A 24,450-nucleotide genomic window follows, 5' to 3' on the forward strand; every position below is an offset into this window, starting at 1 on the left:
TGGAATTATGGATTTTTATTTGATGTTCAAAATGCTTTAAATTGTATTCGAATAATCTTCAAAAGTTTCAATATTTAGATAAAGGCTACACAATATAATAATTATAAATCAGATTTCAATGCAGGTTTTAATAAAATGCCAAATTTTCAAATGGTTATAAATTTCTAAGGCGTTAAATTATTTAGTGAAGTAGTAATCTCGGCGACTTTAAAAAATTTTAAATATCCAAAAATATTGAAGATCCTAAAAACATTGAGGAATATTGAAAATTTGACATAATTTATTATATATAGAATTTTGACATTAGAATTATTAGAAGTAGAAGAACTGCAATCCAGTTTAAACAAGACATATGGGAATATTTCAGGGGTTTTCATCGATTGAGAGCTCGGGGCCAAAAAGGGGCTCTCAATCAATAACTACCTTTTAATTCCGATTCTTGAATACCAGCTTTTAAATCTTCTTTTTGGATCTTTCGGTTTTCTTACACTATTTTTCTTACAATGTGTCTCTTTTCTTACCCCTGTGCCTCTTTTTTTCAAACAATCGGTTTTGACATTGACCTTTTTCCACATTATTTTTTTCTTTTCTTTCTCCCCGAAATAAGCTTCAAAATTATTGCACTTTTTCCCGTCCTTTGCAGCTTTCTTTTTGTGCTGGTTGTAAATCTCAACTCCTGGTTACATAAAGAACCTTCTGAAGCCATCAGAATCTTCTGAATCAATCTCCTCAAGGAAACATATTTTTGAAGCAATTATAATATTTTAGCATTTAATTTCCTTTTTAAGTGCTGGAAATATCCTAAAACCTAAAAGTATTTGACAGCCACAAAAGTTTTAAGCAACTAAAAAGCTTCAAGCAACTAAAAAACTTTCACACCTTTAAAACATTCTGTATAATTGAAAATTCAGCGTAATTTATTATATATAGTAATGCCGCGTAAAAAAGGTTGCAGTTGTATAGTGCAGTTGTATGAGTAGTACAACTTTCAGAGAATATATGGGAGTATTCTTTGAGTTGGGGGTTTCACCGATTGAGGGCTCAGGGCCAAAAAGGGCTCTCAATCACCAACATCTTAAGCAATCGATTATCTTCTTCTTGAACAATCAATTTTTTGTTAAGCCTTTTCGATTTTCTGCTCTTCCCGTTTTTTTCTCTTCCTTGAGTTAGTTCCCCCTTCAGTAAACAATTACCTTAAAGGGAAGACCAATTCCGGCTCTAAAGGCTATATTGAAAGAGCCTGCTTGACCGGAAACCGAAATAATCCGCTTATTATAGTTAATCTGCTTCAGTAATTATGTTTTTTACCCTGCTCTTTTATTCCCTTTTCTGCTGTTGATCTATTTTTTAAAGTATTTTTTAAAGTATTGGTTATAATTTAATATGTTCCAATAAGATGTAAATTTTTTCATAACTTCTCTTTAAACGGGCTTAATTGGGAAGTTTTTAGTACTACTGAAAATTCCTCTTTAGTTTTTTAAATTACCTTCTTAACTTCATGATTATTTTTTTTTCATTTTGGATGCATTTGCTTTGATCTATAGCCTCAAGTACGAGTTATAAATGCAACGCTTTATATTTATCACCAATTATATATATTGGCACATGATATTTTTATATCAGAATTCTTTTTACGGCATGAGGTACGGAACCTGATATAAGCATGTTTCAAGAGTATGTTTTTCTCAGGTTTTCCGGGGTCTGCCCCCAAAAACATAGGGGCAGTGGAATTCTCGGGAAGTGGAGTTCCGGGATTAGGGGGTATTTCCAGTGGAGATAAATGAAAAGGAACTTAAGTCGGCGGTGGATCTTAAATCTGTAATAGGCCTTAAGTCGGTAGTGCCCGATACGCCTGAAAACCTTAATATTTGCAAACAATACTGCGGTACATGTCCGAGCCTGCCTTTCTCACCGAATCCTTACCTGTTCTGCGCCCGGGGCTGTTCTTCCGCAAATGTTGAAAAGAAGGGTTGCAATTGTACGGGCTGCCCGATTTATAAAAAATACAGATTAGGAAGTCTATATTTCTGCGAAACAGGGAAGGCTGAGGAAAGGCGGGAATAATATCCTCTTCTTTCTGTGCCTCTTCAGAACTTCTAACTCTCTTTCTGAAGGGGGATTCTTACTTCCTGTTTTGTTTTGTTTTGTTTTGTTTTGTTTTGTTTTGTTTTGTTTTGTTTTGTTTTGTTTTCTTTCGTTTACCTTTCTTCAGTTTCATTTCCTTTTTCTTTTTTTCTTTCTCTTGCGCTTCGTTTCCTATCTTTTACCCGGGAGCATCACTCTGTTTTTCGGATATCTCATGAATCAGGACAAAAAGCAGTCTGGGAACATGGCTTCAGAGGTTTGAATTACGCAAGTATACGGACTTTTTTAAATATTAATTTTTTATTATATATTTCTCAATTAAATTTATAAATGTTGCCAACTCCCCTACTGGTAAAATCGGTAATAAGAAATGAGGATGAGTTTGAATGAGGATCAATCCGGTTGTTTTTTTCGTTTCGGCAAGTATTGTTGTCCTTTTTGTGGTTCTTGGAGCGGTTTTTACGGAACCTGCAGGACTTTTTTTCGGAATGGTCCAGGACTTTATCGTTTCCTACCTGGGATGGTTTTACATCCTTTCGGTGGCAATTTTCCTGGGTTTCGTGCTCTGGCTGTACGTAAGCCCTTATGGGAAAGTGCGGCTCGGGAAAGATGAGGACAGGCCGGAATACAAAAATTCCACCTGGTTTGCGATGCTTTTCAGTGCTGGGATGGGAATCGGTCTCCTCTTTTACAGCGTTGCCGAGCCTATCATGCACTTCAGTGCTCCCCCGGAAGATCCTGGGGGGACCGTCCTGGCCGCAAAGGAAGCCATGAACCTTACATTCTTCCACTGGGGACTGCATGCCTGGGCGATCTACATCATAGTCGGGCTTTCCCTTGCTTACTTTGCTTATCGGCACGATCTTCCTCTTACAATCCGCTCTACCTTCTATCCCCTGCTCGGTGAAAAAATATACGGGAGTTTGGGGGACCTGGTGGAAATCATGGCTATTTTCGGAACCCTTTTCGGGGTTGCGACCTCTCTGGGGCTCGGTGTCATGCAGATCAATTCCGGGCTGACCTACCTGGGCTTTGCCGAGAGCTCAATCGAAAACCAGATCTGGCTTATCATCCTGATCACCCTGGCAGCCACGGCTTCCGTGGTTTCGGGGCTTGATAAGGGTATCCGTCGCCTGAGCCAGTTGAACATCGGGCTCGGGGTTCTGCTCCTTTTATTCGTGCTCCTCACGGGCCCCACGGTCTTTTTGCTAAGTTCCTTCGTAGAGAGCCTGGGTTACTACCTGCAGACCCTTCCTGCCCTGAGTTTTCAAACGGACGCCTTTAAGGGAGTCGAGTGGCAGAAAAGCTGGACCATGTTCTACTGGGGCTGGTGGATTTCCTGGTCTCCCTTCGTGGGCATGTTTATTGCCAGGGTCTCAAGGGGAAGGACGATCAGGGAATTTATCCGAGGAGTCCTTGTTGCTCCAACTTTTGTTACCTTTCTCTGGGTGATCATTTTCGGGAATACTGCCATCCACATGGAACTCTTCGGCCCCGGCGGGATTGTGGCTGCGGTTTCAGATAGTGTGCCAACAGCCCTCTACGCCATGCTCAGCCAGCTGCCTCTGGGTTTTCTAAGCTCCGCGCTTGCAACCCTGGTCGTGGCAACCTTCTTCATTACTTCTTCGGACTCAGGTTCCCTTGTAATCGCCATCTTGGCTTCCAACGGGGAGCCTACACCTCCGATTTCCCAGCGCATTTTCTGGGCTTTTACTCAGGGGGCTGTTGCAGCTGTTTTGCTCCTGACTGGCGGGCTTGTTGCCCTGCAGACAGCTGCCCTTACAACTGCTCTTCCTTTCTGCGTGGTCATGCTTTTCATGTGCAAAAGCCTCTTACAGGGCCTCCGTTCGGAGAGCTATGCCCTCGGTCTCGGAGAAAATCCCCCGCAATCTCCGGATACAATCACAGCTGAAACTCATCCTGAGCTATCAGAAGCCTTTTAATTCATCGGATAACATATTTTTACATGAGGGGAAAGCATGAATAACTGGAAGGACCGCCTTAGAGATATCCTTGAAGGAAAAATCGAAGATGAGTCGGAAGCCCCTGTCCCAGGGGAAAGGATAGGGGAAAAGGCTGAAGTCCATGTTACTTCTTTTATCGAAAACAGTGTGCTTCCTGCTTTCAGGGAACTCTCTGCCGAACTGGAAAAACATAAGCGCTGCTCTGTCATTGATGTCGATGAACAAAAAACCGAAGCTTCCCTGAAGGTTTATTTCCAGGACGCAGAGGAGTTTTATTACGCTGTAAGGGGGAGAACCTACCAGAAAGGCGATTTCGCATTCCCACAGCATGCCGAGACCCAAAATGAGTCTTCCCTTGAAGCCGAAGTGATACTCAGGAGCGGGAGCCATCATATGGGGGACATAAATTCTTTTTCCATGGATGATATCATCAAAGATTTTCTGGATGAGTATTCGAAGTGGGCGAAGTTTTGAGCGTGTGAGTCTTGTTTTTTTTGAAGTGATTGAAAAAAATTGAAAGGAATAATATTATTTTTTGGAGCTTTCTAAGAGATAAAATATATATTTTTTCAAATTATGGTATTTTTAAGCTTTTATTTTTTTAATTAAGCTAAAATACTCTTCTATTAGCCTGGATAAATTGTTTCAAGCTTATTTTTTTCACGAAGACACTCTCATAAATTATTTTCCGTTAATTATATATTCGTTCAAATGTTTGTTATTATGATGGGGGTAGCTTTGTTCCTGATTATGCTGCCTTTACGGGGTTTGTATTTAATTTTTCATCGAATGTGGGTGGTATGGGTTTATGAAAATGAATATAAGGTTAATTTTTCTGTTGATATGTGTTGCTCTTATGACGGTCATTGCATCAAATACAGCGGTAGCTGATGCCTTTGCAGTCGATAAGATAACAGCTGTGACGTTTGATACTGCGGACGATGGAGGGCCTGTCTGGTCTCCTGATGGGGATGAAATCCTTTTCCGAAGAGGTGGGGAGCTCTACAGGGTATTTTCTGACGGCTCTAGAGAAGCCCGGCTAACCGATACAGGAGGGAAGGTCGGGGATTATTCCTGGTCTCCGGACGGGAATAAAATCCTGTATACCCTTGTAGTTGAAGAGGAGTTTAATTCCGATCTCTGGGTCATGAATGCAGACGGGTCCTCGGCGAGCAGGCTGACCGTCCCGACGGAAGAATATGTGGAACCGACAAAAAATGATTTCGGGTCCTGGTCTCCTTCAGGCTCGAAAATAGCCTATACTTCCGTGCTCGGGCTCCACTCAAGCAACCTTATTGTAATGGAGCCGGACGGTTCCGGTAAACAGAGCCTTGCAGGTTTCAGCGGCAATTATTTCTCTTCCGTTGCCTGGGCTCCTGATGAATCAAAGCTGGTGTTCGAATCGGATTCGGTTGAGTTCGGAAGATATATCGGAGTTCTAAATTCCGATGGGAGCGGCCTGACAACCGTAGCATACGGGTATTTGACTCCTCAAATCCAGTCCTGGCAGTCGGAGCTGTGGTCCCCTGATGGTTCAAGAATTTTGTACTCCTCTTATGAAAATGACCCTGAGGAGAAGCTGTTCAGGGACATATTCACCGTAAACGCCGATGGTTCCGGGAAGACTTCTTTGACGGCAACTGACTCGGATAACCGTAATCCGCGTTTTTCACCGGATGGGAGCAGGATCGTCTTCGTGTCCGATAAGACGGGAAATAAAGACATCTGGGTCATGGACGCGGACGGGAAGAACAAAGTGCAGCTGACTGTCAGTCCGGCATCCGATGACTGTCCCGTCTGGAGCCCTGATGGCACGAAAATTGCTTTTTGCTCTGACAGGCCAGGAAACTTTGACATCTGGATAATGGAGCTCTCAGAAGGCACTTCCGGGGGTGTTCCCACTCCGAAGAACGCCCCATTGCCAAACATCACCGATGTTACGGTTGACCCTTCGGATGACCCTTCGGATGAAGTTCCCGAAAACAGGACCGCCACCATCTCCGTAACCGTTAGAAACAACGGTGGGATGTCACCTGAGGGCTATATCACCGTTTCTTTCCCTAACGATGAGGAAATATTGAGTGTCACGGGCACCGGCAGCGGGTACAATAATCTTTATCCTAAAGGCAGCTCCATCTACGAAAAAGGCGATCAGCTCTTTCTTTCGGAAGATCCTCTGGGCTAGCTCCAGGAACTTAACTGGGACTCAGGCCAGGAAGAAACCCTGACCATTGAAGTGAAACCGAATGCAGGTTCGAATGAAATCCTGTTCTTAGCAAGAGCCGCTTTGAAAAATAATGCCACGGGCGATTATGAAAGGGACCCTGTTTCCTCGGCTGATTTTGACCAGCAGGGCTGGTACGTATATTCTCACTCCATTCCCGTGACCGCTAATTCTCCTGATTCCGAGCTTCCTGATTCTCCTGACTCTCCTGATTCTAATAATTCCATACCAGATGGTCCGGAATCCGATGCTCCCGTATCAGATAGTCCAGAATCCGATGATCAGGCTCCTGATTTAATCATAGAGGATATTTCATGGGAACCTGCGGATCCTTATGAAAACGAAAATATGACTTTTGAGGTTACGTTACTAAATGAGGGTTCCGGACCTTCCGGAAGATTCGGTGTAAAATGCTATATTGATGGGGATGAAGTGTCTTCAGATTCAATTTCCGGACTCGAAGCAGGTTCAAATATTTCCTTTACATTTGACTGGGTTCCACCGGCTTCAGGGGACCTGAATATAAAGGCGGTTGCAGATAGGGATAATCAGGTTCTTGAATCCGATGAAGGAAATAATGAAAAAGTAGAGCCATTTACCGTGAAAGCTCTCACCACTTCTTCCAGTTCCTCTTCCAGTTCCTCTTCTTCATCGTCCAGCGGTGGTAGCGGAGGCGGTGGAGGCGGTGGCTCTCCCGAACCTGCCAGCAACGTTGAAGTAAAGGAACTCTCCCGGGAATTCATAACCAACGGCAACCAGGCGAAATTCGAGTTCTCACGGAACGTGACCTGTATCGCCTCTGTCGAATTCGAACCCAAGCGGAGTTTCGGAAAGGTAACCACTGTTGTTGAGATGTTGAAAGGGCAGTCCAGGATTGTCCCAACACTTCCGTACGGTACGGTTTACAGGCATGTGAACATCTGGGTGGGAAACCAGGACATTGCGGACCCGAAGAACATTGAAAACGCAGTTGTCAGTTTCAGAGTGGAAAAGGAATGGATCGACTCTAACGGGGTTGATGAATCCAAAATAAAACTTTGCAGGTTTAGTGAAGAAAAGTGGGGTGAGCTTTCTACCCGGAAAATCAGGGAAGACAGCAGTTATATTTACTTCGAAGCCGAAACGCCCGGATTTTCGCCTTTCTCAATAACTGTTCCGTCTCCGGAGGGCGGAGTTTCAGGTTCTGCTGCATCGGCAACTGAAGGCAAGGATATTGTCAGGGGAGAATCAGGTGAGGTTTCGAGCGAAAACGATTCCTTTGTTCTGGAAGCTTCGGCAGTTGAGGTGGAAGATGAGATGGAAGATGAGGAGGACGGTGCAAGGACCTTCGGAAGCATGACAAAAATATTGCTGTCTTTTGGGCTGCTTTCGGTTATGATCTTGATCGGATTTATGGTTTCAAAGAAGCAAAGTTGAATTCTTTGCTCCTTTTTGACCTTTCTTTTTTGGATCCGAGAGTTTTCCGCTTGTTTCGAATTGGGAGTTTCCTTTTTGCTTCTGTGAATTTTTCCGGGGAACCTTACATCAACCTTTACATCAACCCTGTCAGTATGACCCCTACACCCATAAGCGCCACACAGCCGACGGCTGCAACATCCGTCTTATTCCATTCGAGCCTGTGTTTTTCCACGTTCTGCCTGTTCCTGTAGCCCCGCATGTCCATGGTCAGGCCGAGGACCTGGGTTCTCCCGAGGGAGTTTGCGACCAGGGGGACGAGGATCGGTTTTACGCTCCGGATTTTCCCGCGGATGCCTGTCCCGGGGTTGTAGCCCCTTGCGAGCTGGGCTTCGTGGATTTTCTGGCCTTCTACCTGGAGGCTCGGGATGAAGCGGAGAGCAATTATGAACATGAGGATGTAGTCCACGGGAACATGGATGGTGAGGAGGGCTTTCATGAGGTCGCTTGGTTTTGTTGTGACCACAAGGAGCTGGAAGGCGAAGAGCATGGCGAAAAAACGGAGGGAAAGGACCATTCCGAAGTCAAGGGCTCCGCTTGTTATCGGGACCATTCCGGCGGTTGCAAAGGTACCCGGGGGGATGAGGTAGCCGATGGTGGCCCCGCTCTTAAGGGTGAAAACGGTAAGCAGGATCAGGGTGATGCTCAGGAAGACCAGGAGCTTGAGCTGGCGGAGGAGTTCCTGCTGGAGCCCGGCTTTAAGGGAAGCCAGGAAAATTCCCAGTACCATTATGCCCAGGAAGGCGGGGTCGGTTGAGAGCACGCTGAGCGCTATGATCCCTGTTACTGCTGCGATTTTCGAAAGCGGGTTCATTCGGTGTAAGAAGCTGTTCGTATTTATGTACTGCATAATTTCTTTCATGCACACATGCCCCCTCTGTTATTTTCTGAGATATTTTCCGTGTTATTTTCCTTGATCCTGTCTGTGACGCTTGCTGCGGCAGTTCCGTTGAGAGCCGTTCCCTGTGCTGCTCCCTTTGTTGCTCCCTTTGTTGCTCCCTTTGTTGCTCCCTTTGCTTTATCTTCAATGATTTTTCCGGATTCCATGCGGATGACCCTTTCGGCGTAGTTTTCCACGATCTGCATGTTGTGAGTCACCATCACGATGGTGTGCCCTTCCTGCTGGAGCCGGCACATGAGCTGCATCATCCGGTCGGACTCTTCGGCGTCCAAGCCTGTGGTCGGTTCATCGAGCACGATCAGTTCGGGGCGCATGGCAATCACGCAGGCAACGGCCAGACGCTGCCGTTCCCCCCTGCTCAGGTGGCGGGGGAAGACTTTTTCCTTGTCTCCGAGCCCTACGAGTTCCAGGGCACGGGCGATTGCCTCCCTGTCTCCTCCTGCGCCGATATTGTTAAGCCCAAAGGCTATTTCGGCTTCAACGGTGTCTTCAAAGAGCATGTTGTCCGGGTTCTGGAAGACCAGGCCTGTGTGCTTTACAAGCTCGTTTATCGGAGTCTGCCCGGTATCGAGCCCTTTTACGCTTACGCTTCCTGAGTGGGGTTTTAGGAGGCCGTTGAAGTGCTTTACCAGAGTCGTCTTTCCTGACCCGTTTTCCCCGAGGATGGCAATGAACTCGCCCGGATATATTTCCAGGTCTACGGCTTCGAGAGCCCGGACTTCGTCATAGCGCTGCGAGAGCTGCTTTACGGAGATGATCGGGTGATTATTGGGATTTGCCCCCGAAGGATGTAGGTCTGTTCTTCCTTTCTCCGGGGGATGATGTGGTTTTTTATCGTGAGTTTCGGATATTGCTTGTTTGGCGGGGGCTTCGGTGGCGCTTTTGCCGGTGCTTTCGGCAGGAAGTTCAACAGATCCGGTGCCTGAAGCCGTGAAACCTTTTGGGCTTTTTACATCTCTTATTCTTCCTTTCTCAAGGAGCACTACCCTGTCCCCGATTTCCAGGAAGGCTTCCACGTTGTGGTCCACGATTATGATCGTCTTTCCTTCCTCTTCTTTTAGCCTTTTCAGGATGGAAAAAACTCTTTTTACTGCGTTTGTGTCCATTTCCGAGGTTGCTTCGTCCAGGATGAGGACTTCGGTGTCCAGGGCAAGGGTGGCCGCAAGGGCTACTTTCTGCTTCTGGCCCCCGGAAAGGGTATGAGGTGCCCGGTGTTTCAGGTGGCTGATCTCGCAGAGCCGCATTACTTCTTCCAGCCTGCGTCCTATCTCGGCTTCGGAGAAACCGCGGTTCTCAAGCCCTGACTGGATTTCCTCCTCGACGCTGGTGAAGATGAGCTGGGACTCGGCATCATCAAAGACCATTCCCACGTGCCGGCTCAGTTCTTTCATGCCGTCGAATTCCCCTATGGCTTTTCCTTTAAACGTGACGCTCCCTTCGAAGCTGCCCCCTATTTCCTGGTGGAGGATGCCAGCCAGGGCGAGGGCAAGGGTGGTTTTCCCGGCTGCGCTGTGGCCGGTGACCAGGAGCAGTTCTCCGGCAGGGACTTCAAGGCTGATGTTTTCCAGGGTCGGTTTTTCCGCTGTGCCGTAGGTGTAGGAGAAGTCCCTTGCCCTGATCATGCTCTTCCCCTCGCAAGGACCTTTGAGGCCGGCATGTAAAGGATCTGGGCGATAATTGCGTTGGCGATTGCGGTCCCGATCACGATGGGGATTACGGCTGCGACAAAAGCTCCCATGGTTGCAAACTTCGAGAGGATTGTCGGGGCAATCATCACCATTGCAACGATGACAAAGGTGGTTCCGCTGGCAAGGGTCCCGGCAAGGGTTGCCAGGGCAGGAGAGAAGGAAAACCTGCTCCTGAAAGCTGTGAATGCAAGCAGGCAGACCACAGCTCCCACAGGTTCGCTGATAAGGTTTGCAGGCGGGAAAATGGAGTGGCTGAGAAGCGCACACACTATTCCTGCTACTACCCCGATTCCTATTACTTCCTTGAAGGTGGGGACCACGAGGATTACGGCAAGACAGTAAAAAGCGATTACAAGGTTCGAGACAATGGGTCCCGGGATTACCAGGGATAAATAGCGCACGATTGCGCCAACTGCTAATAAAATTCCAACGACAGCAATATCCTGAGATTTCATAAGATTCACTTTCCATTATTGTTGATTGTTACCGTGTAATTGACCTGTGACTGGTGAACAGTGAAAAATCATTAGACACAATAATACATCAAAGCATACTAATGTACATTGATATATATAACTTGTGCTCTGGATCCCTTGTTTGTTCCATATGCTTAGTCAGGCTCCGCTTATCTGATCCGGGTTCACTCCATTTTTGGTGGGCAATAAAAATCTCAGTACAAATTCAGATCACATTTAATATATATTTTAACAGGAAAACTGATCTGTGGGGCAGGACATAAAGTAACAAGGGAGTTATTCGTGAACTGAAGTTATTCGTGAACTGAAATTATTCGTGAACTGAAGTTATTCGTGAACTGAAGTTATTTGGGGGTCTGGTATGTCTTCGGAGGAGCAAAGGGGTCTTGATGAGATAAGGGGTATTGAAGAAGGACTCAAAGCGGCTTATACAAGAAATACGAAAGAAGCAGTCGAAGCTTTTGATAGGCTCAGGGAGTTTGCCATCAGGTTGATCTATCTGAACGTTACTGCGGAGCACGAACTTGATGCAAAAGCGCTCATAGTGTCTATCGGGGATATGGGAAAGATTACTGCCAAACAGAGTATGGAAATCGCATCAGTGGCTGCGAGCCGTGCTCTTGGGGACATAGCCGCAGAGGCAGCGAGCCAGAGGCGGGATGCTCTTGCAATAAAAGCCGTATCAGTTCTTGGAAGCCTTTCCCGGGAACTTGCCGCCCGGGGGATGGACACGGCAGCAAAGAGTGCAGCCGAAGGTCTCGGGAAGTTCGGAGCGGTATCGGCAAGGATGGGCGTAGAAAACCAGGTGACCCTTTCCGAAATCTACCTCATGCAACTGGTAAGGGAAGCCATGGAGGAAGGTTTATCTGAAACAGGAATAATAGCCGTGGCTTTCCTTGGGGAGGTGGGGGCAGTTTCGGTTGAGAACAAACTCGAGGAAAGTGCCATAGGGGTTTCAATCCTCCTCGAGGAACTCGGGATTGCCGCTGTCAGGGAAAACCACGAACCTGAAGCAAAGGTTGTGATAAACGCCTTTGAAAAACTGGGCAAGGCCTCCTCCATGCATGGCATGAAAAGCTTGCTCTTCCAGGCAGCCTGGTCCGTGGAAACAATCCGTGTCCTTGCCGAGGATAAGGGCATGAATGCCGTCTCTCGGATAGCAAAACTTACCCTGGAATCCGTAAAAGCGGCCGGTGCCCTGGACGAAGAGCAGACCCTGGAAAAAATCCAGGAAATCAAGAAATTCCACCGAAAGATTATGGAAAAAAGCTGATATCCGGGAACAGTTCTCAAAAACGATGCCGTTTCCCTTTTTACTCTTTTTCTCTCTTCCTCTAAAGAGCGGCAAAATCTTAAAAAAGCAATAGCTCGAAAAAATCGTAAATCAGAAATCAAAACATTTAGAAAGCAGAAATCTGAGAAAAGAATTAAGTTTGGTGCTCCGGCCGGGATTCGAACCCGAGTCTTCGGCTCGAAAGGCCGGAATGATTGGCCGGACTACACTACCGGAGCACGTTTGTCACCTTACTGCGAGACCAACAATATACCTTGTAATATATAAATCTGTCCCTTTTTTGTGGAAGTTGGGTTTTAAATCTTTTTTGAGTGCTAGCCGCTATAGTTTGTAGATTTTCTTTACGGGCTTGAAAAGGTTTAATGAGGAAATACCTATTAAATTCCAATATTATCTAATTAGCAATCAATTTTTGAAAAAATCGTGGCACTTGATATCTTTTATGTTAATCCGTTTTACGTTGTGAGTGCTTGGAGCCACTTTATGTAAAAAAGAAAAAAGGAAAAAGGGTTTAGATTGGATAGAAGCGTAACTTAATCAGCTTGTACCCGGGATTTTTTAGCTGCCAGAAGTAATCCAGATTATCATAGTTCAGATCATCGTTCAGATCATCATCCGCTAGATTTTCCAGTCCTGTCATGTAATCGAATATCCACAATCCGGGCATACCCTTGTACTTGTAACTATCATAATCATAGTCTAAGTAATTATCAGCGATGTATGAAGGGGCTGGGAGCTGTCTGTAAGGGTCAGACAAATCTTTATCGTTGTGAATACCAACTTCTTCATTCGTTATGTAGAAGATGGTTGAAGCGTCAACCCAGTCATCATTCCTTTTGACTGTTATTGTTCCTACATCAAGGAAGTAGTAAGTTTCAGTACCGTTTGTGTACTGCATCCATCCAGTGATACTTGCAGGTTCGGCGTTAGGGTCTTTAATTGGCTTGCCTTTGACAGCAATGTAGACAGCATATTTCCCTGTGGGCAATGTGAATGAGCCATGACCGTCGTCAAGCACATTTCCGTCAGTGACAACGTACTCGGTTCCGGTGTTTTCTACATCGATTTTGACGCCGTCAAACGTCCCTACTACGTCGCCGGTCTCATTATATATATAAAATTCCATGTTTTCTGTGCTCTGGGGCACGAACATTGTACTTCCGCCACCGCCTACTCCATTAAAGTCGGCTTTCTTTCCGATCAGGTTAAGGGTGTAGTGGAAGCCATTATAGTCTATTCCTTTTGGTGCCGCTGCTGCCACCGATACCATCAGTCCAGCGCATAGAAGCACTGCTGTAATTCCTAATGTCAGTATTTTCTTCACTTTTTATATACCCCCGTTCTCTATTCATCAAGACTATATGAGGAATTTTGGGTCAACTGTTCAATAGATTTTACTTGTATATAAAATTCAAAGAAATTTTGTTACTTATCTTTCTTATATTACTAAATTTTTTTACAAATTAATGTTCCATATTTTTCCTTTCAGATGAAATAATATGAGATGTTTTCAGTCTCAGTAAAGTATATATGTAAATTTGAGGAAGGTTCCATTTTCTGGAATTTTGGGATCTTACAAATTGAAGGAAAGAACTTTTTATGAATTCACTTCCAGGCTTCTCCTTCTCAGAGGACTTCCGGGATCAAATTTTGAATATTGTTGAAATTGTTGATCATATTATGTTTTATGATGTAAAAGAAAATTCTATCCTATTTTCAATTTAATTTTTTTGTAAAGAAGCTTCATAAAATAATTTTCTTATTTTTGCGATCTTTTCGGGAGATTCTCTGCATATTTTCTTAGGCTATTCTTATACTGACTTTGTTGATATCCCACCCCGACTATTCAGTTTATATGATTGTAGCCTTAATTTTCAGTCTTTTTGTCCTTAAACGGGTAAAAATGGACTTTGAAATCATTTTATGGAAAAATAGAAGTTAATATCTGTTTATTTCCTTATATTGGCTTGTAAAGTGGGAAGTGGATCAACAACTTCCAAAAGACAAAGTATCGACTTATTAAAAATATACGTCTTATATTAACTAATTTTTTTGTAAAGAATTTATTGTAAAGAATTTATTGTAAAGAATTTATTGTAAAGACTTTATTATGGAGACTTTCTTGTGGAGAATTTATACATTGGTTCCATTCCGGAGTGTTTGGAGTCTGGACTGTAAGCTCCTATTTAGAAGTAACTATGGAAATCCGGATTAGAATCCCTGAACTCCTAATTCAAGACTTAAAAATAGCTCTCGATGAAATTATAGTCCCGAACGTAAATATTTACACTTACATTATAACCACGGAAGACACGGAAAGCACGGAAGTATTGTGCCCCAATTTTCCTTTATTCCGTGTTTTCCGTGCTTTCTGTGGTTAATCTTTCACTTGAGATTGGTGAAGGAATTTGGGGCCTTGACTATAGATGCATGAACCAAGTTAAAATGACAAAATTAAATGACAAAATTAAATGACAAAATTAAATGACAAAATTAAATGACAAAAGACTTTAATAAAAAAGTTTGGTGCTCCGGCCGGGATTCGAACCCGAGTCTTCGGCTCGAAAGGCCGGAATGATTGGCCGGACTACACTACCGGAGCACATTGTCTGTATTTAACTTAGGGGCCTTTTAGCCCTTATTGAACGGGGTCTTCAATAAGGACTTTTTGTATATATACTTATCGCTTGTCGGTCCGGTTTTCTGCTTTTCTTTTATTATGGATTCTTCCATTCCTTCGGAAGCTTAAGCTTCCTCGGGTTCTTCGACATTTCCGGTTTCCCCGGCTCCTTCCTCTTCTGTCGGGAGGTTTGCGATCCATTCGGAAAGCCTTCCGCAGTACTCGGGCTGGCAGTCGCCGGTACAGCTGGTGCAGGCCGAAAACATCTCTCCGGAAAGCAGGAGGTCATATTTCTCCTTGGCTTCTTCCTTTGCCTTCAGGAGGTAGGTTCTTGCCCCGTTGGAAACGGCAACTTCACGGATGATAAGGCCCTTGTCCTGGAGCTTCTTTATGAGCCGTGAGCATTTCCTGCTGTCGATGTCAAGCTCTTTCCAGATCGTGTTCTGGAAGATGCCTTCCTTATGTTTACTTATAATTTTGAATGCTTCTTCTTCGAGATCCATGCCTGTTTCCACTCTTTAGCCAATCCTGTTCGGACGCTTCAGTCTTCTACAGGAGTAATCAGTATGATGTTATTTCCCCTCAGGACCACGGAACCGAGGGAGCGGACTTTTTCTCCTTTCACGATCTCCATTGTGTCCACAAGATGGAGGTTCATGTAGTCATCCACACTCTTGAGAGTGCCTTCAAGCAAGTTCAGGTCGCCTTTCATCTCTACCTGGATTTTGGATCCAACGATTTTCTGGACTTTTTTATTTGGGAACAAAATTAATCCCTCGCTGCTTAATGATTATTATTGAATATTGATTTCCCGTACTCCCGGGTGCTATCTTTTCAATCCAGAAGCCGGGGCTGCGCAAACTGCAAAATAGACAGTGCATTTCCAGTCGCATGCTTCCTTTACTCAGCCGCCTTAATAAGCAGCCGAAATTAATAAAGCGTTCTCACTCCACCGGCTTTCAAGAAAACTGAGAAATACATATCCCCTTCAAAGATATATAACCATCGATGTCCGGGCTTCCCTTAAACTTTGTCCTGTCCGGGAGTTTTGGTCTGGAAATTCGGGTTTCCGGTTTTTATACTGGTGTTCGGTTCTTAATTTCGCGTCTGGTGTTTCAGTTCGTGTTTTTGCCTGCTGCAGGTGTACAACCGGATACAATCCGCTTTTAAGCCTTCAAATGTCTGCTGAGTTTTCGAGATATCCGGCAGTTCCGCGATTTTTATGCTGTTAAAGGGCTGTTTTTGGGAGTTGCGGCAGGCAGGGGGAGTTGGGGCAGCGGGACAGTGACAAAAAAGGAAATTTTACTTCTTAATTGAATCCGGGCAAAAAAACGAAGAATCCTAAAAAGATAAAAGATCTCCCTCTCAATCGAGGCAGACCTTTCAACTTAATACCTATTCAACTCAACCCTTGTTTTCAAGCCCTGTAGTTCCTGACCGAGTGGAAAAGGATCAGGGCGAAGAAGCCCACGATCAGGAGCATGAGGGAGAAGTAGCCTACGGGGTCCCAGACGAAGCCTATGCCGGCTCCGCCTTCTTCCCAGGAGACGAGAACTGCGCCCTGGAGGGTCGTGGGGACAACCAGGCAGACGAAGGCCAGCACGAAGATGAAAGCGATGTCAAAGGCCTGGGCGAGCAGGCTTTTTTCCTTTCTTTTTGCGCTCTTTTTTATGCTTTTGTTTACACTCATTCGGAGGTGCCTCCTTAGTCGTAGTAGCGGAATTCGTGCATGTGCTGCTTTATGGAATGGCGGACTTTCAGGCAGCCGATGGTTTCTATTGTGAACATCAGGCCTATGAAGAGCAGGTAGATAGGGGTAAGTCCGGGGAATTCCGCAAGCACAGGTTTTGTTGCGGTGAGGACCGAGTAGACCAGGAAGAGCTGGGCTCCATAGAGGAGGCAAAGCATGATTGCAATCAGAACGGAGTCCAGATTCAGCTTGCCCCGGTATTTTGCCTGCAGACCGGCATTTCCTGTTATGTTGCCGGCTGCTGAATTTCCAGTTATTTTACCTGTCGCTGCACTCAATGCAACTCACCTCCTTTAAGTTCCTGCTGCCTGTCTGTTCGGGTTCCGGCCAGCCGAGTTCGCTCCAGAGGGGGTCGTTTCCGGCCGTGTTCTTGCGTTTTGAAGAGAAGTAGAAGTACGCAATTGCGTAGAAGAGGAGCCCGAAGATCAGGTTATACCTGTAGCCCCAGAAGAGGGTGGACATGATCAGCATGGCGATCCCTATCGCGAAGTAGGCGATGTAGGGCTGGAGCGGGGAGGCAAAGGGCCTTATTTTGCTCGTGGTTTCCGGGAAAAGTTTCCTGAAGCGGATCAGGGAGAAGGGAATGAGCACGTAGCAGAGCAGGCCCGAGATGATCGAGAAGGTAATGACCTGGTCCAGGAAACCGCTGAAAGCAAAGGCAACGGCGATGGGGGCCGTAAAGATCACTGCCCTGTAGGGAGTGCTGTATTTCGGGTGCACTTTAGAGAACCAGGGGGAGACGTATTCGTCCCTGGAAAGGGCGTACCAGGACCTTGAGGCGTCGCAGATGCAGCCGTTGGCACTTGCGATGCAGGTCAGGAGGGTGCCCACTCCCAGGAGGGCAATGAAGATGAAAAGGCCTCCGTTCTGGGCGGCTTCAAAGAGCGGGTAGACGGAAACTCCGAGAGCCTGTGTGGGGATCAGCGAGGAGCAGAGGTAGAGGGTCATTGCGGCTCCCACAAGGAGGGTAATCATCCCTGCCTGCTGGCCCAGGGGGACAGCCCTTGTGGGGTGCTTGCATTCCTCGGCACACATTGCCGCCCCTTCGATTCCCAGGAAGAACCAGGGCCCGAACTGTAGCGCTGCAAAAAGCCCTATCAGGCCGTTTGGCATGGCTCCCTCGAAAAGGTATTCGGGGTGGACTTCCAGGCCTCCAAGGCCGAAGGTACTTGTGAAGAAGAAGGCGATAATTGCAAAGAAAGCTAGCATTGTAAGGGCAAAGTTAAGGGTAAGGGCTCCCACGACTCCGCGGTAGTTGATAAAGGTCAAAAGTGCGATCACAAAAAGGGTTACGGGGAATACCTGGAGCTGGGGAAATATCTCGGTTGCAATGAAAGCGACGACAATAGCATCGGCTGCCTCAAGGGCAATAAATTCCATATAAACCGCAAGCCCTACGATTGCCGCAGCCCCGGGGCCTACAAAGAGCCTTGCCCAGTCGTAAGGGCCGCCCGCAAGCTTTGTTGCCGAGCCGAGTTCGCTTGCACAGAGCGAAATAACAGTGTACATGGTCCCTGCCACGAGCATGGCAAAAAGGGAGCCTAAAACACCTCCTTTCGCAATCGTGAAGTTCCAGCCCATGTATTCTCCCACAAGCACGATTCCCACGCCTAAAGCCCAGACATGGTACGGCCTGAGGGTTTTTACAAGACCTCCGCTATGCGAGGTCTCTGATGTCGATTCTGCCATTTTTTTAAACCTCCGTTTTTAAAAATCTTATGGGGTTTTCTCATACAATATTATTTTTTTGAAACTTTGCTTGCATCCAGTAACACCCAGCCGAAAAGGGCAAAGGAAGCCAGATAGATCAAGCCGTTTACAAGAGTCCATATATCCATGGATACACTCCATATTTTTAGTAGATAGTGTGTCCGGAAAAACTCTTCAAACGTCCTCTCAAAAACGTTTTAGGACAGCCAGTCCCGAAGAGGTCAAACACACTTTTTATACGTGTTTTATGCGACTTTATACGCGGTTTATGTACGTTTTATTTTGCCATTTTTATAACTTCTAATTGTACAGGCATTTTCATTATATTAAATATTCGCCTAAACTTTCCGCAAATGAACCTTTATATTAATAAATATGTATTATTTACTTCTTAAAAATGCCAAATTATATATAAAATACTCAAATTACTTGCATTCTAAATAGAAAAATATATGTATGAGTATTGTTCCTTTGAGTCAATATTTACAGTTTGCAAAAAAAATGAGTGTTCACTCATTAATCGGTTGATGTTATCCCGGCTCTGTAGAAATCTGTTCATATTGCTTGAAACGGCCCCTGTTTTTGTGACAGGGTTTAATACTGATTCCAATTCAGGGATTTTCCTTCATGGGATCGATAACAGGGCCCCTCACCGTCCGCAAAGCGGGCGGCCCTTTCCAAAATTACTGAAAAAAGAGATTGCAAAATAAACTGCCATTACTGGCTTTTACTTTTATTCAACTCACTTCACGTCATATTCTGATTTTTTTAGTTATCCCGATATACTTTTTGGTCGCACACCCACTTACTTACTATTTTCATTCATTAAAATTTACTTTATGGAAAAGCCGGTACCTATAAAGCAATATAAAAAGGTTTTCGGGAATATTTCAACTGGAGAATTACAGCTACTCTGTAGGGGTAGATTTAGATAGGTTTCTACAAAGCCGTTTAAAAATATCAACTGAATGCTATAGGAAGACAAAAAATGTGTCTGGAGAATAACTTGACTATGTCACATATTCCTCCCTATACACAAAATGCTGTACACCTTCATTGAGTTTATCAAGCAATTCCGCAGCATTGGTTGGATATACTTCAATATGTTTTACATCGTTAAGCGGTATCCAGTGAAATTCAATATCAAAGTCACGCCCTTCAAGGTGTTCGCTGCAAATGAATTTGTCGTTTAACGGAATCTGCACGTCCGTCGGAATAGTGACTATATAATAAAGGCAAATCTGATGGCATGGCTTGTTTCCCCAGGGAAAAAATATCTCTGCGACCCATTTCAGATTGCTGACCATAATGTCTGCACCGATTTCTTCTTTGAATTCGCGTTTCAGTGTTTCTTCGTTAGTCTCACCGAAAGCAACATGTCCTCCCGGAAACGCAAATCCGGTGTCATTTGTTGGTTTTTGCAACAGCACGCAACCGTTTTGCATGCAAATTCCGGCAACGCGATAGCTGAATATGTAATCAGGCATTTTGAATAGTATGTCTGTCATTTTCTTCCCCTCATAGCCACAGAACGCTCTGTGCTGTTTGCAAGTTTCTTCTGTGGGAATCGGTTCAAGCATTTTTGTAATAATGAATCCGGCAGATATCAGCGCGTTGACAATGTCCGAATAAATAGTTCCGGGAAATTGTTTATTCCCTCTGTCTCCAGAATCTTAAAAAATATTTTCCTGTTTGGGAATGCCAATCAGGAGCGTTCTGTTTGAAAAATATTATCGGGATAATTCCAGCAAGAACAGTTCTAACCAGAACAGTCTACCAGAATAGTCCTAACCAGAATAATTTTCTCTTCGAAAATTCCTTTCAGAATATTCCTCTCGGAAAATCCTGCCTGAAAGTTTCTATCAGAATAATTTCAACCCGGACCTGCTGTCCGGGTTTTTTGGTCAGGGGTTCAGATGTACCCCTGGAGCTCGGTGCTGTCAACGGTTTTGGGTGGTTCTTTCTTTGGCCTCGCGACGGTTCTGGAAATTGGGCCGAAAACGGATTCATATTCGTTTATGTGCTGGGTCAGCCAGCGGTTCAGTTCAAGAGCGGCTACTGGAGAAAGTATGACTTCGGTTTCTACACGCCTTTCGATGACCCTTGATTCGGAAGAGTCCCCGAACATCTTGGGTGTGTCGTTGTAAAAACCGATCCTGAAATCGTAAGGACTGTGCCCGCCTGCGGCTCCTATAGCGTAAATCTGCCGGAAGTCCTCGGGCTTTAAGAATTCGATGGTTATGCCTTTTTTTGCTTTTTTGGGGGTCACACTTTCTTTATCTTCCCTAGATTTGACATCTTCGGTCATGAAATCTACCTCCTTGTTTGCTTGTTTGCTTGTTTGCTTTCTGTTCCTCAAATTCCGGAGCCTGGGATCCTGTTCCAATATTGTCCGGGTTTCCCTCTCAATATTGCCCGATATTTAGATCTTCATTATTATATTAACTTTTGATTTTGCATCTCTATTCTTATATTGACTTCCTATCTGCAAAAACGTTACGATTTTCATTCCCGGATTTTTAGCCCTGGATTTGTTTTTTCAACTTGTGGGCTTCTTCAGCAATCCCTTTTTTTGAATGGACTTTTGCAATCAGTTCCACAGCGTCAAGATTTCTCACTGCGCCATCCAGGTACCCGAAAATGTCCCCCTGATATGCGGAAATCCCGTACTTATCTTCAAGTTTTTTCACTATCCGGGCAGGGTCCAGTCCCTCTGTCCGCAGCCGGACTATTTTCTCGGAAAACTTCTGCTCGGCACAGCCGCAGTATGGCGAATCCTTGCAGGTACAGGTAAGGAAATCATCGGCAAAATTCATTAAAAGGTCCTGGAGTTTCATGTTGAGAAGAGCCAGGGAATCTCCGTCGAAAACGATGTCAAGGGCAGCTCCCTGGAAGACCCTTGAAGGCATGTTCACGTGGAGGGTGCTTCCTATCTGGTTGGCGTACTTAAAATATGCGGCATCGAAAAATTCCAGGTTCGTCACGATCCTCAGGGGGCTGTTTTCCATAAGCACGGCGTCCCTTATCAGGAAGGCTTTCGAGAGTGAAAGGAAGTGGGCGGAAACGATCTTTCCAAAGCGAGTAAGCGTTACCCTGTCCCCTTTTCTTTCTATAAAGCGGTACTTCTGAAGCCGGGATACCAGTTTTTCCAGTTCGAAGCTCCCGAACATAAGTTGATGGATGCTTTTCAGGTCCCGGACCGAGGCGGTCACGGCAACTGATGCCAGAACTTCTTCAAGCTGTTCGGCTTCCCCGTATTCAACCCCTGAGGAGAGCATCTCCCCCTGCAGGAGCTTGATTGCAAGCTCTTCTTCCGTTTCCGACTGGGAACTCGCATAGGATTTCCCGGGGACCGGCATGAGCACGACCACGCCCCTGTCGTGGTAATCGGGTCTCCCTGCCCTCCCGCTCATCTGGAGGAAGTCCTGGACAGAGAGCCAGTCGATTCCCATTGCAAGGGACTCGAAAATAACCTGGGACGCCGGGAAGTCCACGCCTGCGGCCAGGGCTGCGGTAGTCACTATGACCGGAAGTTTTCCTTCCCCGAATTGGGTCTCCACTTTTTTGCGCTCGTACTGGGAAAGCCCCGCATGATAGGGAGCCGCCTGGATCGAAATCGCGGAAGCTAACCTGTGGCAGTTTCGCCTGGAGTTTGTAAAGACAATGGTCTGTCCGCGGTGCTTCTTTGAAGATATCCGGGAGTATTCTTCCTTAGAAAGTCGGGTAATTAGCTGGGTTTTCTCACTTTCCTGGCAGAAGAGCAGGTGTCGGTCAATAGGTACGGGGCGGTGTTCATAGAGGACCAGTTTTGCATCGAGCTTTTTTGCATAGGACCCGGGGCTTGCAACGGTTGCGGAAAGGTAGATGAACTGGGCTTCCGGGGCTATATAACGCAGCCTTGCTATGGCCCCGTCCAGCCTGTGTCCCCGTTCCTGATCTTCCAGGGTATGGACTTCGTCAATGACTACCGTTCCTATTTTCCCGAGGAAGTCCGCATTCCCGGACCGGAGGATGTGGTCCAGCCCTTCGTAGGTCCCGACTATGATATCCGAGTTCAGGGTGGTATGCATCTTCACCCGCTGGGCTGTCTTGATAAGGATTGCCCCGATTTTAATGGATGTGGTGAGCCCGAGTTTCGTGTAACGTGTTGTGAACTGGTCGTATTTCTGGTTTGCCAGGGCGACCAGGGGGACCAGGTAGAGCATTTTTCCTTTCCTGTTCAGGAGGTTCTGTATACCTGCCATCTCCCCGATGAGGGTCTTCCCTGTTGCCGTTGCCGAGACAACGAACTGGTTCTTCCCTTCCAGCAGTCCGGCTTCCACGGAAAGCGCCTGTACGGGAAGCAGGGTATCGGATTTTCCCAGGAGCATTTGCTTGAATTTTTTTGCCAGGGGCAGCTCCTTTATCCTCACCGAAGTCGTCGAGGGGTTTGTTTCGATGGTGTCGTAACGGGTGAACTCCGGGTCCAGTCGCTCAGGGGTAAGCATCCGGAGAGTCCGGTCCAGGTCCCTGGTCTTGAGCAAGACCTGTTCCAGGAAGTCCACGGACTTTTCCCCGTAATTTCCTTCCGCGGTCCGCACTCCTCTCAGGAGTTCTTCTTTTGCACATTCCCTGCAGATGAATTCGTTGTGGAATTTGATTGATTTTTTATTTACAAAGTTAAAGCGTTTATTGAGCAGGCAGTGCCTGCAAATATCAACTTTGTCTGCCTTCAACTGAAAACCTTCCAGCATTTCCAGGAAAGCAGCCGAATTTGCAGGGTCCCCTCCCTCTGCCAGCATGATCCTGTTTGCACTGCGAAGCAGTTCTATGAATTTCTGAGGCGGAAGAAACTCCTCTTTTTTCTTTTTGTTAGCAAGAACCCTTATCTTGTGTGGACGCGGTCCTTTTGACCCGTTTTTCAGGACGAGTTCAGCCACCGTGAGAGGTTGTTTCATCCGGTCCTTTATCGTCATTAAGGTTAGTTTCGATTTTTCAGCGGAGATTAGGACCCAGAGCGTCATTGCATACCCAGTTATGTGAATGCTATAAGTAAGCTTCCTTCACAGGCCTGTTTCAGGAAGCTTGCTTCAGAATTTTTGTTTTTCAGAATTTGTTTTTCTGAATGAATACGATGCCTTTACAATGTCTTGACAATGCCTTTTTTAGAAGGCATCCGTTTGTCATTATAGGGTGGAATCTTCTTGCACGTATATTTTATAACTTATCAATTATATTATTTAAATCTTCCAGGGGGACTTCTTTGACACAAAAAGCTACGTGTCAAACCCCCCTCCTGAAAGATAGTCTCCCTTAACCCTGAAAAAAAGTCTTCATCGGATGATTTTTAAACAAACTCACTCCAGGGAAAGGCAGGTTTAAAAGCAGCCTCACTCTGAAAGGATGGCAGGTTTAAGGTGAAACCACTCCAGGGAAGGGCAGGCTTAAAGACAGGCCCCCACCTTTGCAAACCTGCACCTACAGTTCCGGGTTTCGGGGATGTTTTCGATTGTATCGGAAAGGATCCCGAAGATCGCGTCCTGGGCTTTTCCAACAACTTCCGTGACCTCGTCAGCTGTCAGTTTTTCCGTGGTCATTCCGCAGGCCTGGTTCGTGACAATGGCAAGAGAAGAGTAGCAGAGGCTGAGTTCCTTTGCAAGGGTGACTTCCGGGACCCCGGTCATGCCCACGACGTCGGCAAACTGGCTAATCATTCGGATTTCTGCCCTGGTCTCGAAGCGGGGGCCTTCGGTGCAGGCGTAGATGCCTTCGGTATGGGCTATCCCCTGTTTTTCAAGGGCCTTTATGAGGCTTTCTTTGATTTCCGGACAGTAGGGTTCTGAGACGTCTACATGGACGGTATTCTCGTCGTAAAAGGTTGAAACCCTGCTTCTGGTAAAGTCAATGAAGTCGTCGAGCACGACAAAGCTGCCCACGGGGTGTCCCCGCATGGACCCTACGGAGTTTGTGGAAATGACACGTTCGGCTCCCAGGGCCTGCACGGCCCAGACGTTGGCCCTGTAGTCGATCCTGTGAGGGGGGATGTGGTTCTTGCCGGCATGCCGGGGGATTGCCGCAATGGTTTTGCTTTTTATGTCGGTTAAATAGGCGCTTACTTTCCCGTAAGGGGTCTCAACTTCTCGTTTTTCAAAGTCCCTGTATGAATCGAAACCAACGCCCCCCAGAACTGCAATCTCAACGTTTTCGGCTGTTTTTTCCATTTCCTTTCTCCTCTCTTTTTCTGCCTGTATTAGTTTCCTTTTTAGAGTGAATTGTCCTTCCTTTTCAGGCTGGCTCTTTCCTT

At 45.9% G+C, this 24,450-nt stretch carries 19 protein-coding genes and 2 tRNA genes; 6 read left to right on the forward strand and 15 right to left on the reverse strand.

Features of this window, described 5'->3' with window-relative positions:
* The first annotated feature begins 1,770 nt into the window (after positions 1-1,770).
* From ACSAZK_RS15410 to ACSAZK_RS15430, 5 genes are all read left to right on the forward strand, one after another.
* Positions 1,771-2,064: a DUF2769 domain-containing protein gene (locus ACSAZK_RS15410; protein ID WP_440954936.1), complete on the forward strand. Its 294-nt coding sequence runs from the start codon at positions 1,771-1,773 to the stop codon at positions 2,062-2,064.
* 407 nt (positions 2,065-2,471) lie between these two features.
* Positions 2,472-4,028: a BCCT family transporter gene (locus tag ACSAZK_RS15415; protein WP_440954937.1), complete on the forward strand. Its 1,557-nt coding sequence runs from the start codon at positions 2,472-2,474 to the stop codon at positions 4,026-4,028.
* Positions 4,029-4,064: 36 nt separating this feature from the next.
* Positions 4,065-4,523, forward strand: a complete 459-nt coding sequence (locus ACSAZK_RS15420; protein ID WP_440954938.1) for a hypothetical protein — start codon at positions 4,065-4,067, stop codon at positions 4,521-4,523.
* Between the two features lie 382 nt (positions 4,524-4,905).
* A complete protein-coding gene (locus ACSAZK_RS15425; protein WP_440954939.1) occupies positions 4,906-6,234 on the forward strand; it encodes a TolB family protein in 1,329 nt (442 codons plus the stop codon).
* 51 nt (positions 6,235-6,285) lie between these two features.
* Complete coding sequence (locus tag ACSAZK_RS15430; protein WP_440954940.1) at positions 6,286-7,689, forward strand: PGF-pre-PGF domain-containing protein; 1,404 nt, start codon at positions 6,286-6,288, stop codon at positions 7,687-7,689.
* A 115-nt stretch (positions 7,690-7,804) separates the two neighbouring features.
* Here ACSAZK_RS15430 and ACSAZK_RS15435 read toward each other — a convergent pair whose 3' ends face one another.
* From ACSAZK_RS15435 to ACSAZK_RS15445, 3 genes are read right to left on the reverse strand one after another with little or no spacing between them, the layout of a single operon-like run.
* Complete coding sequence (locus ACSAZK_RS15435; protein WP_440954941.1) at positions 7,805-8,590, reverse strand: energy-coupling factor transporter transmembrane component T family protein; 786 nt, start codon at positions 8,588-8,590, stop codon at positions 7,805-7,807.
* Entirely contained in the window at positions 8,587-10,251 is a 1,665-nt protein-coding gene (locus ACSAZK_RS15440; RefSeq protein ID WP_440954942.1) for an ABC transporter ATP-binding protein, read from the reverse strand. Before ACSAZK_RS15440 ends, ACSAZK_RS15435 begins: the two co-directional genes overlap by 4 nt.
* Positions 10,248-10,772: a tryptophan transporter gene (locus ACSAZK_RS15445; protein WP_440954943.1), complete on the reverse strand. Its 525-nt coding sequence runs from the start codon at positions 10,770-10,772 to the stop codon at positions 10,248-10,250. The genes ACSAZK_RS15440 and ACSAZK_RS15445 overlap by 4 nt, the downstream gene beginning before the upstream one ends.
* A 382-nt stretch (positions 10,773-11,154) precedes the next feature.
* On the opposite strand from ACSAZK_RS15445, the gene ACSAZK_RS15450 reads away from it, so the two are divergent.
* A complete protein-coding gene (locus tag ACSAZK_RS15450; protein ID WP_440954944.1) occupies positions 11,155-12,066 on the forward strand; it encodes a hypothetical protein in 912 nt (303 codons plus the stop codon).
* Positions 12,067-12,227: 161 nt separating this feature from the next.
* On the opposite strand, the gene ACSAZK_RS15455 is transcribed toward ACSAZK_RS15450, so the two are convergent.
* From ACSAZK_RS15455 to mtnP, 12 genes are all read right to left on the reverse strand, one after another.
* Positions 12,228-12,305: transfer RNA gene (locus ACSAZK_RS15455), tRNA-Glu, on the reverse strand.
* A 293-nt stretch (positions 12,306-12,598) separates the two neighbouring features.
* Positions 12,599-13,411, reverse strand: a complete 813-nt coding sequence (locus ACSAZK_RS15460) for a hypothetical protein (RefSeq protein WP_440954945.1) — start codon at positions 13,409-13,411, stop codon at positions 12,599-12,601.
* Between the two features lie 1,200 nt (positions 13,412-14,611).
* Positions 14,612-14,689, reverse strand: a tRNA-Glu gene (locus ACSAZK_RS15465).
* Between the two features lie 143 nt (positions 14,690-14,832).
* Entirely contained in the window at positions 14,833-15,210 is a 378-nt protein-coding gene (locus tag ACSAZK_RS15470; RefSeq protein WP_440954946.1) for a helix-turn-helix transcriptional regulator, read from the reverse strand.
* A gap of 38 nt (positions 15,211-15,248) precedes the next feature.
* Complete coding sequence (locus ACSAZK_RS15475; RefSeq protein WP_440954947.1) at positions 15,249-15,473, reverse strand: LSM domain-containing protein; 225 nt, start codon at positions 15,471-15,473, stop codon at positions 15,249-15,251.
* A gap of 651 nt (positions 15,474-16,124) precedes the next feature.
* Complete coding sequence (locus ACSAZK_RS15480) at positions 16,125-16,397, reverse strand: AcrB/AcrD/AcrF family protein (RefSeq protein ID WP_440954948.1); 273 nt, start codon at positions 16,395-16,397, stop codon at positions 16,125-16,127.
* A gap of 14 nt (positions 16,398-16,411) precedes the next feature.
* On the reverse strand, positions 16,412-16,735 hold the full coding sequence (locus ACSAZK_RS15485; protein WP_440954949.1) for a monomethylamine permease: 324 nt from the start codon (positions 16,733-16,735) through the stop codon (positions 16,412-16,414).
* Positions 16,716-18,146: an APC family permease gene (locus ACSAZK_RS15490; protein WP_440954950.1), complete on the reverse strand. Its 1,431-nt coding sequence runs from the start codon at positions 18,144-18,146 to the stop codon at positions 16,716-16,718. The genes ACSAZK_RS15485 and ACSAZK_RS15490 overlap by 20 nt, the downstream gene beginning before the upstream one ends.
* 1,031 nt (positions 18,147-19,177) lie before the next feature.
* Positions 19,178-19,675: an NUDIX hydrolase gene (locus tag ACSAZK_RS15495; protein WP_440954951.1), complete on the reverse strand. Its 498-nt coding sequence runs from the start codon at positions 19,673-19,675 to the stop codon at positions 19,178-19,180.
* 404 nt (positions 19,676-20,079) lie between these two features.
* Entirely contained in the window at positions 20,080-20,475 is a 396-nt protein-coding gene (locus tag ACSAZK_RS15500) for a DUF3467 domain-containing protein (protein ID WP_048183493.1), read from the reverse strand.
* Between the two features lie 211 nt (positions 20,476-20,686).
* A complete protein-coding gene (locus tag ACSAZK_RS15505) occupies positions 20,687-23,170 on the reverse strand; it encodes a DUF5814 domain-containing protein (RefSeq protein WP_440954952.1) in 2,484 nt (827 codons plus the stop codon).
* 420 nt (positions 23,171-23,590) lie between these two features.
* A complete protein-coding gene (gene mtnP / locus ACSAZK_RS15510; protein WP_440954953.1) occupies positions 23,591-24,367 on the reverse strand; it encodes an S-methyl-5'-thioadenosine phosphorylase in 777 nt (258 codons plus the stop codon).
* Between the last annotated feature and the right edge of the window lie 83 nt (positions 24,368-24,450).

Source organism: Methanosarcina sediminis, from assembly GCF_052056915.1.
GTDB lineage: Archaea > Halobacteriota > Methanosarcinia > Methanosarcinales > Methanosarcinaceae > MTP4.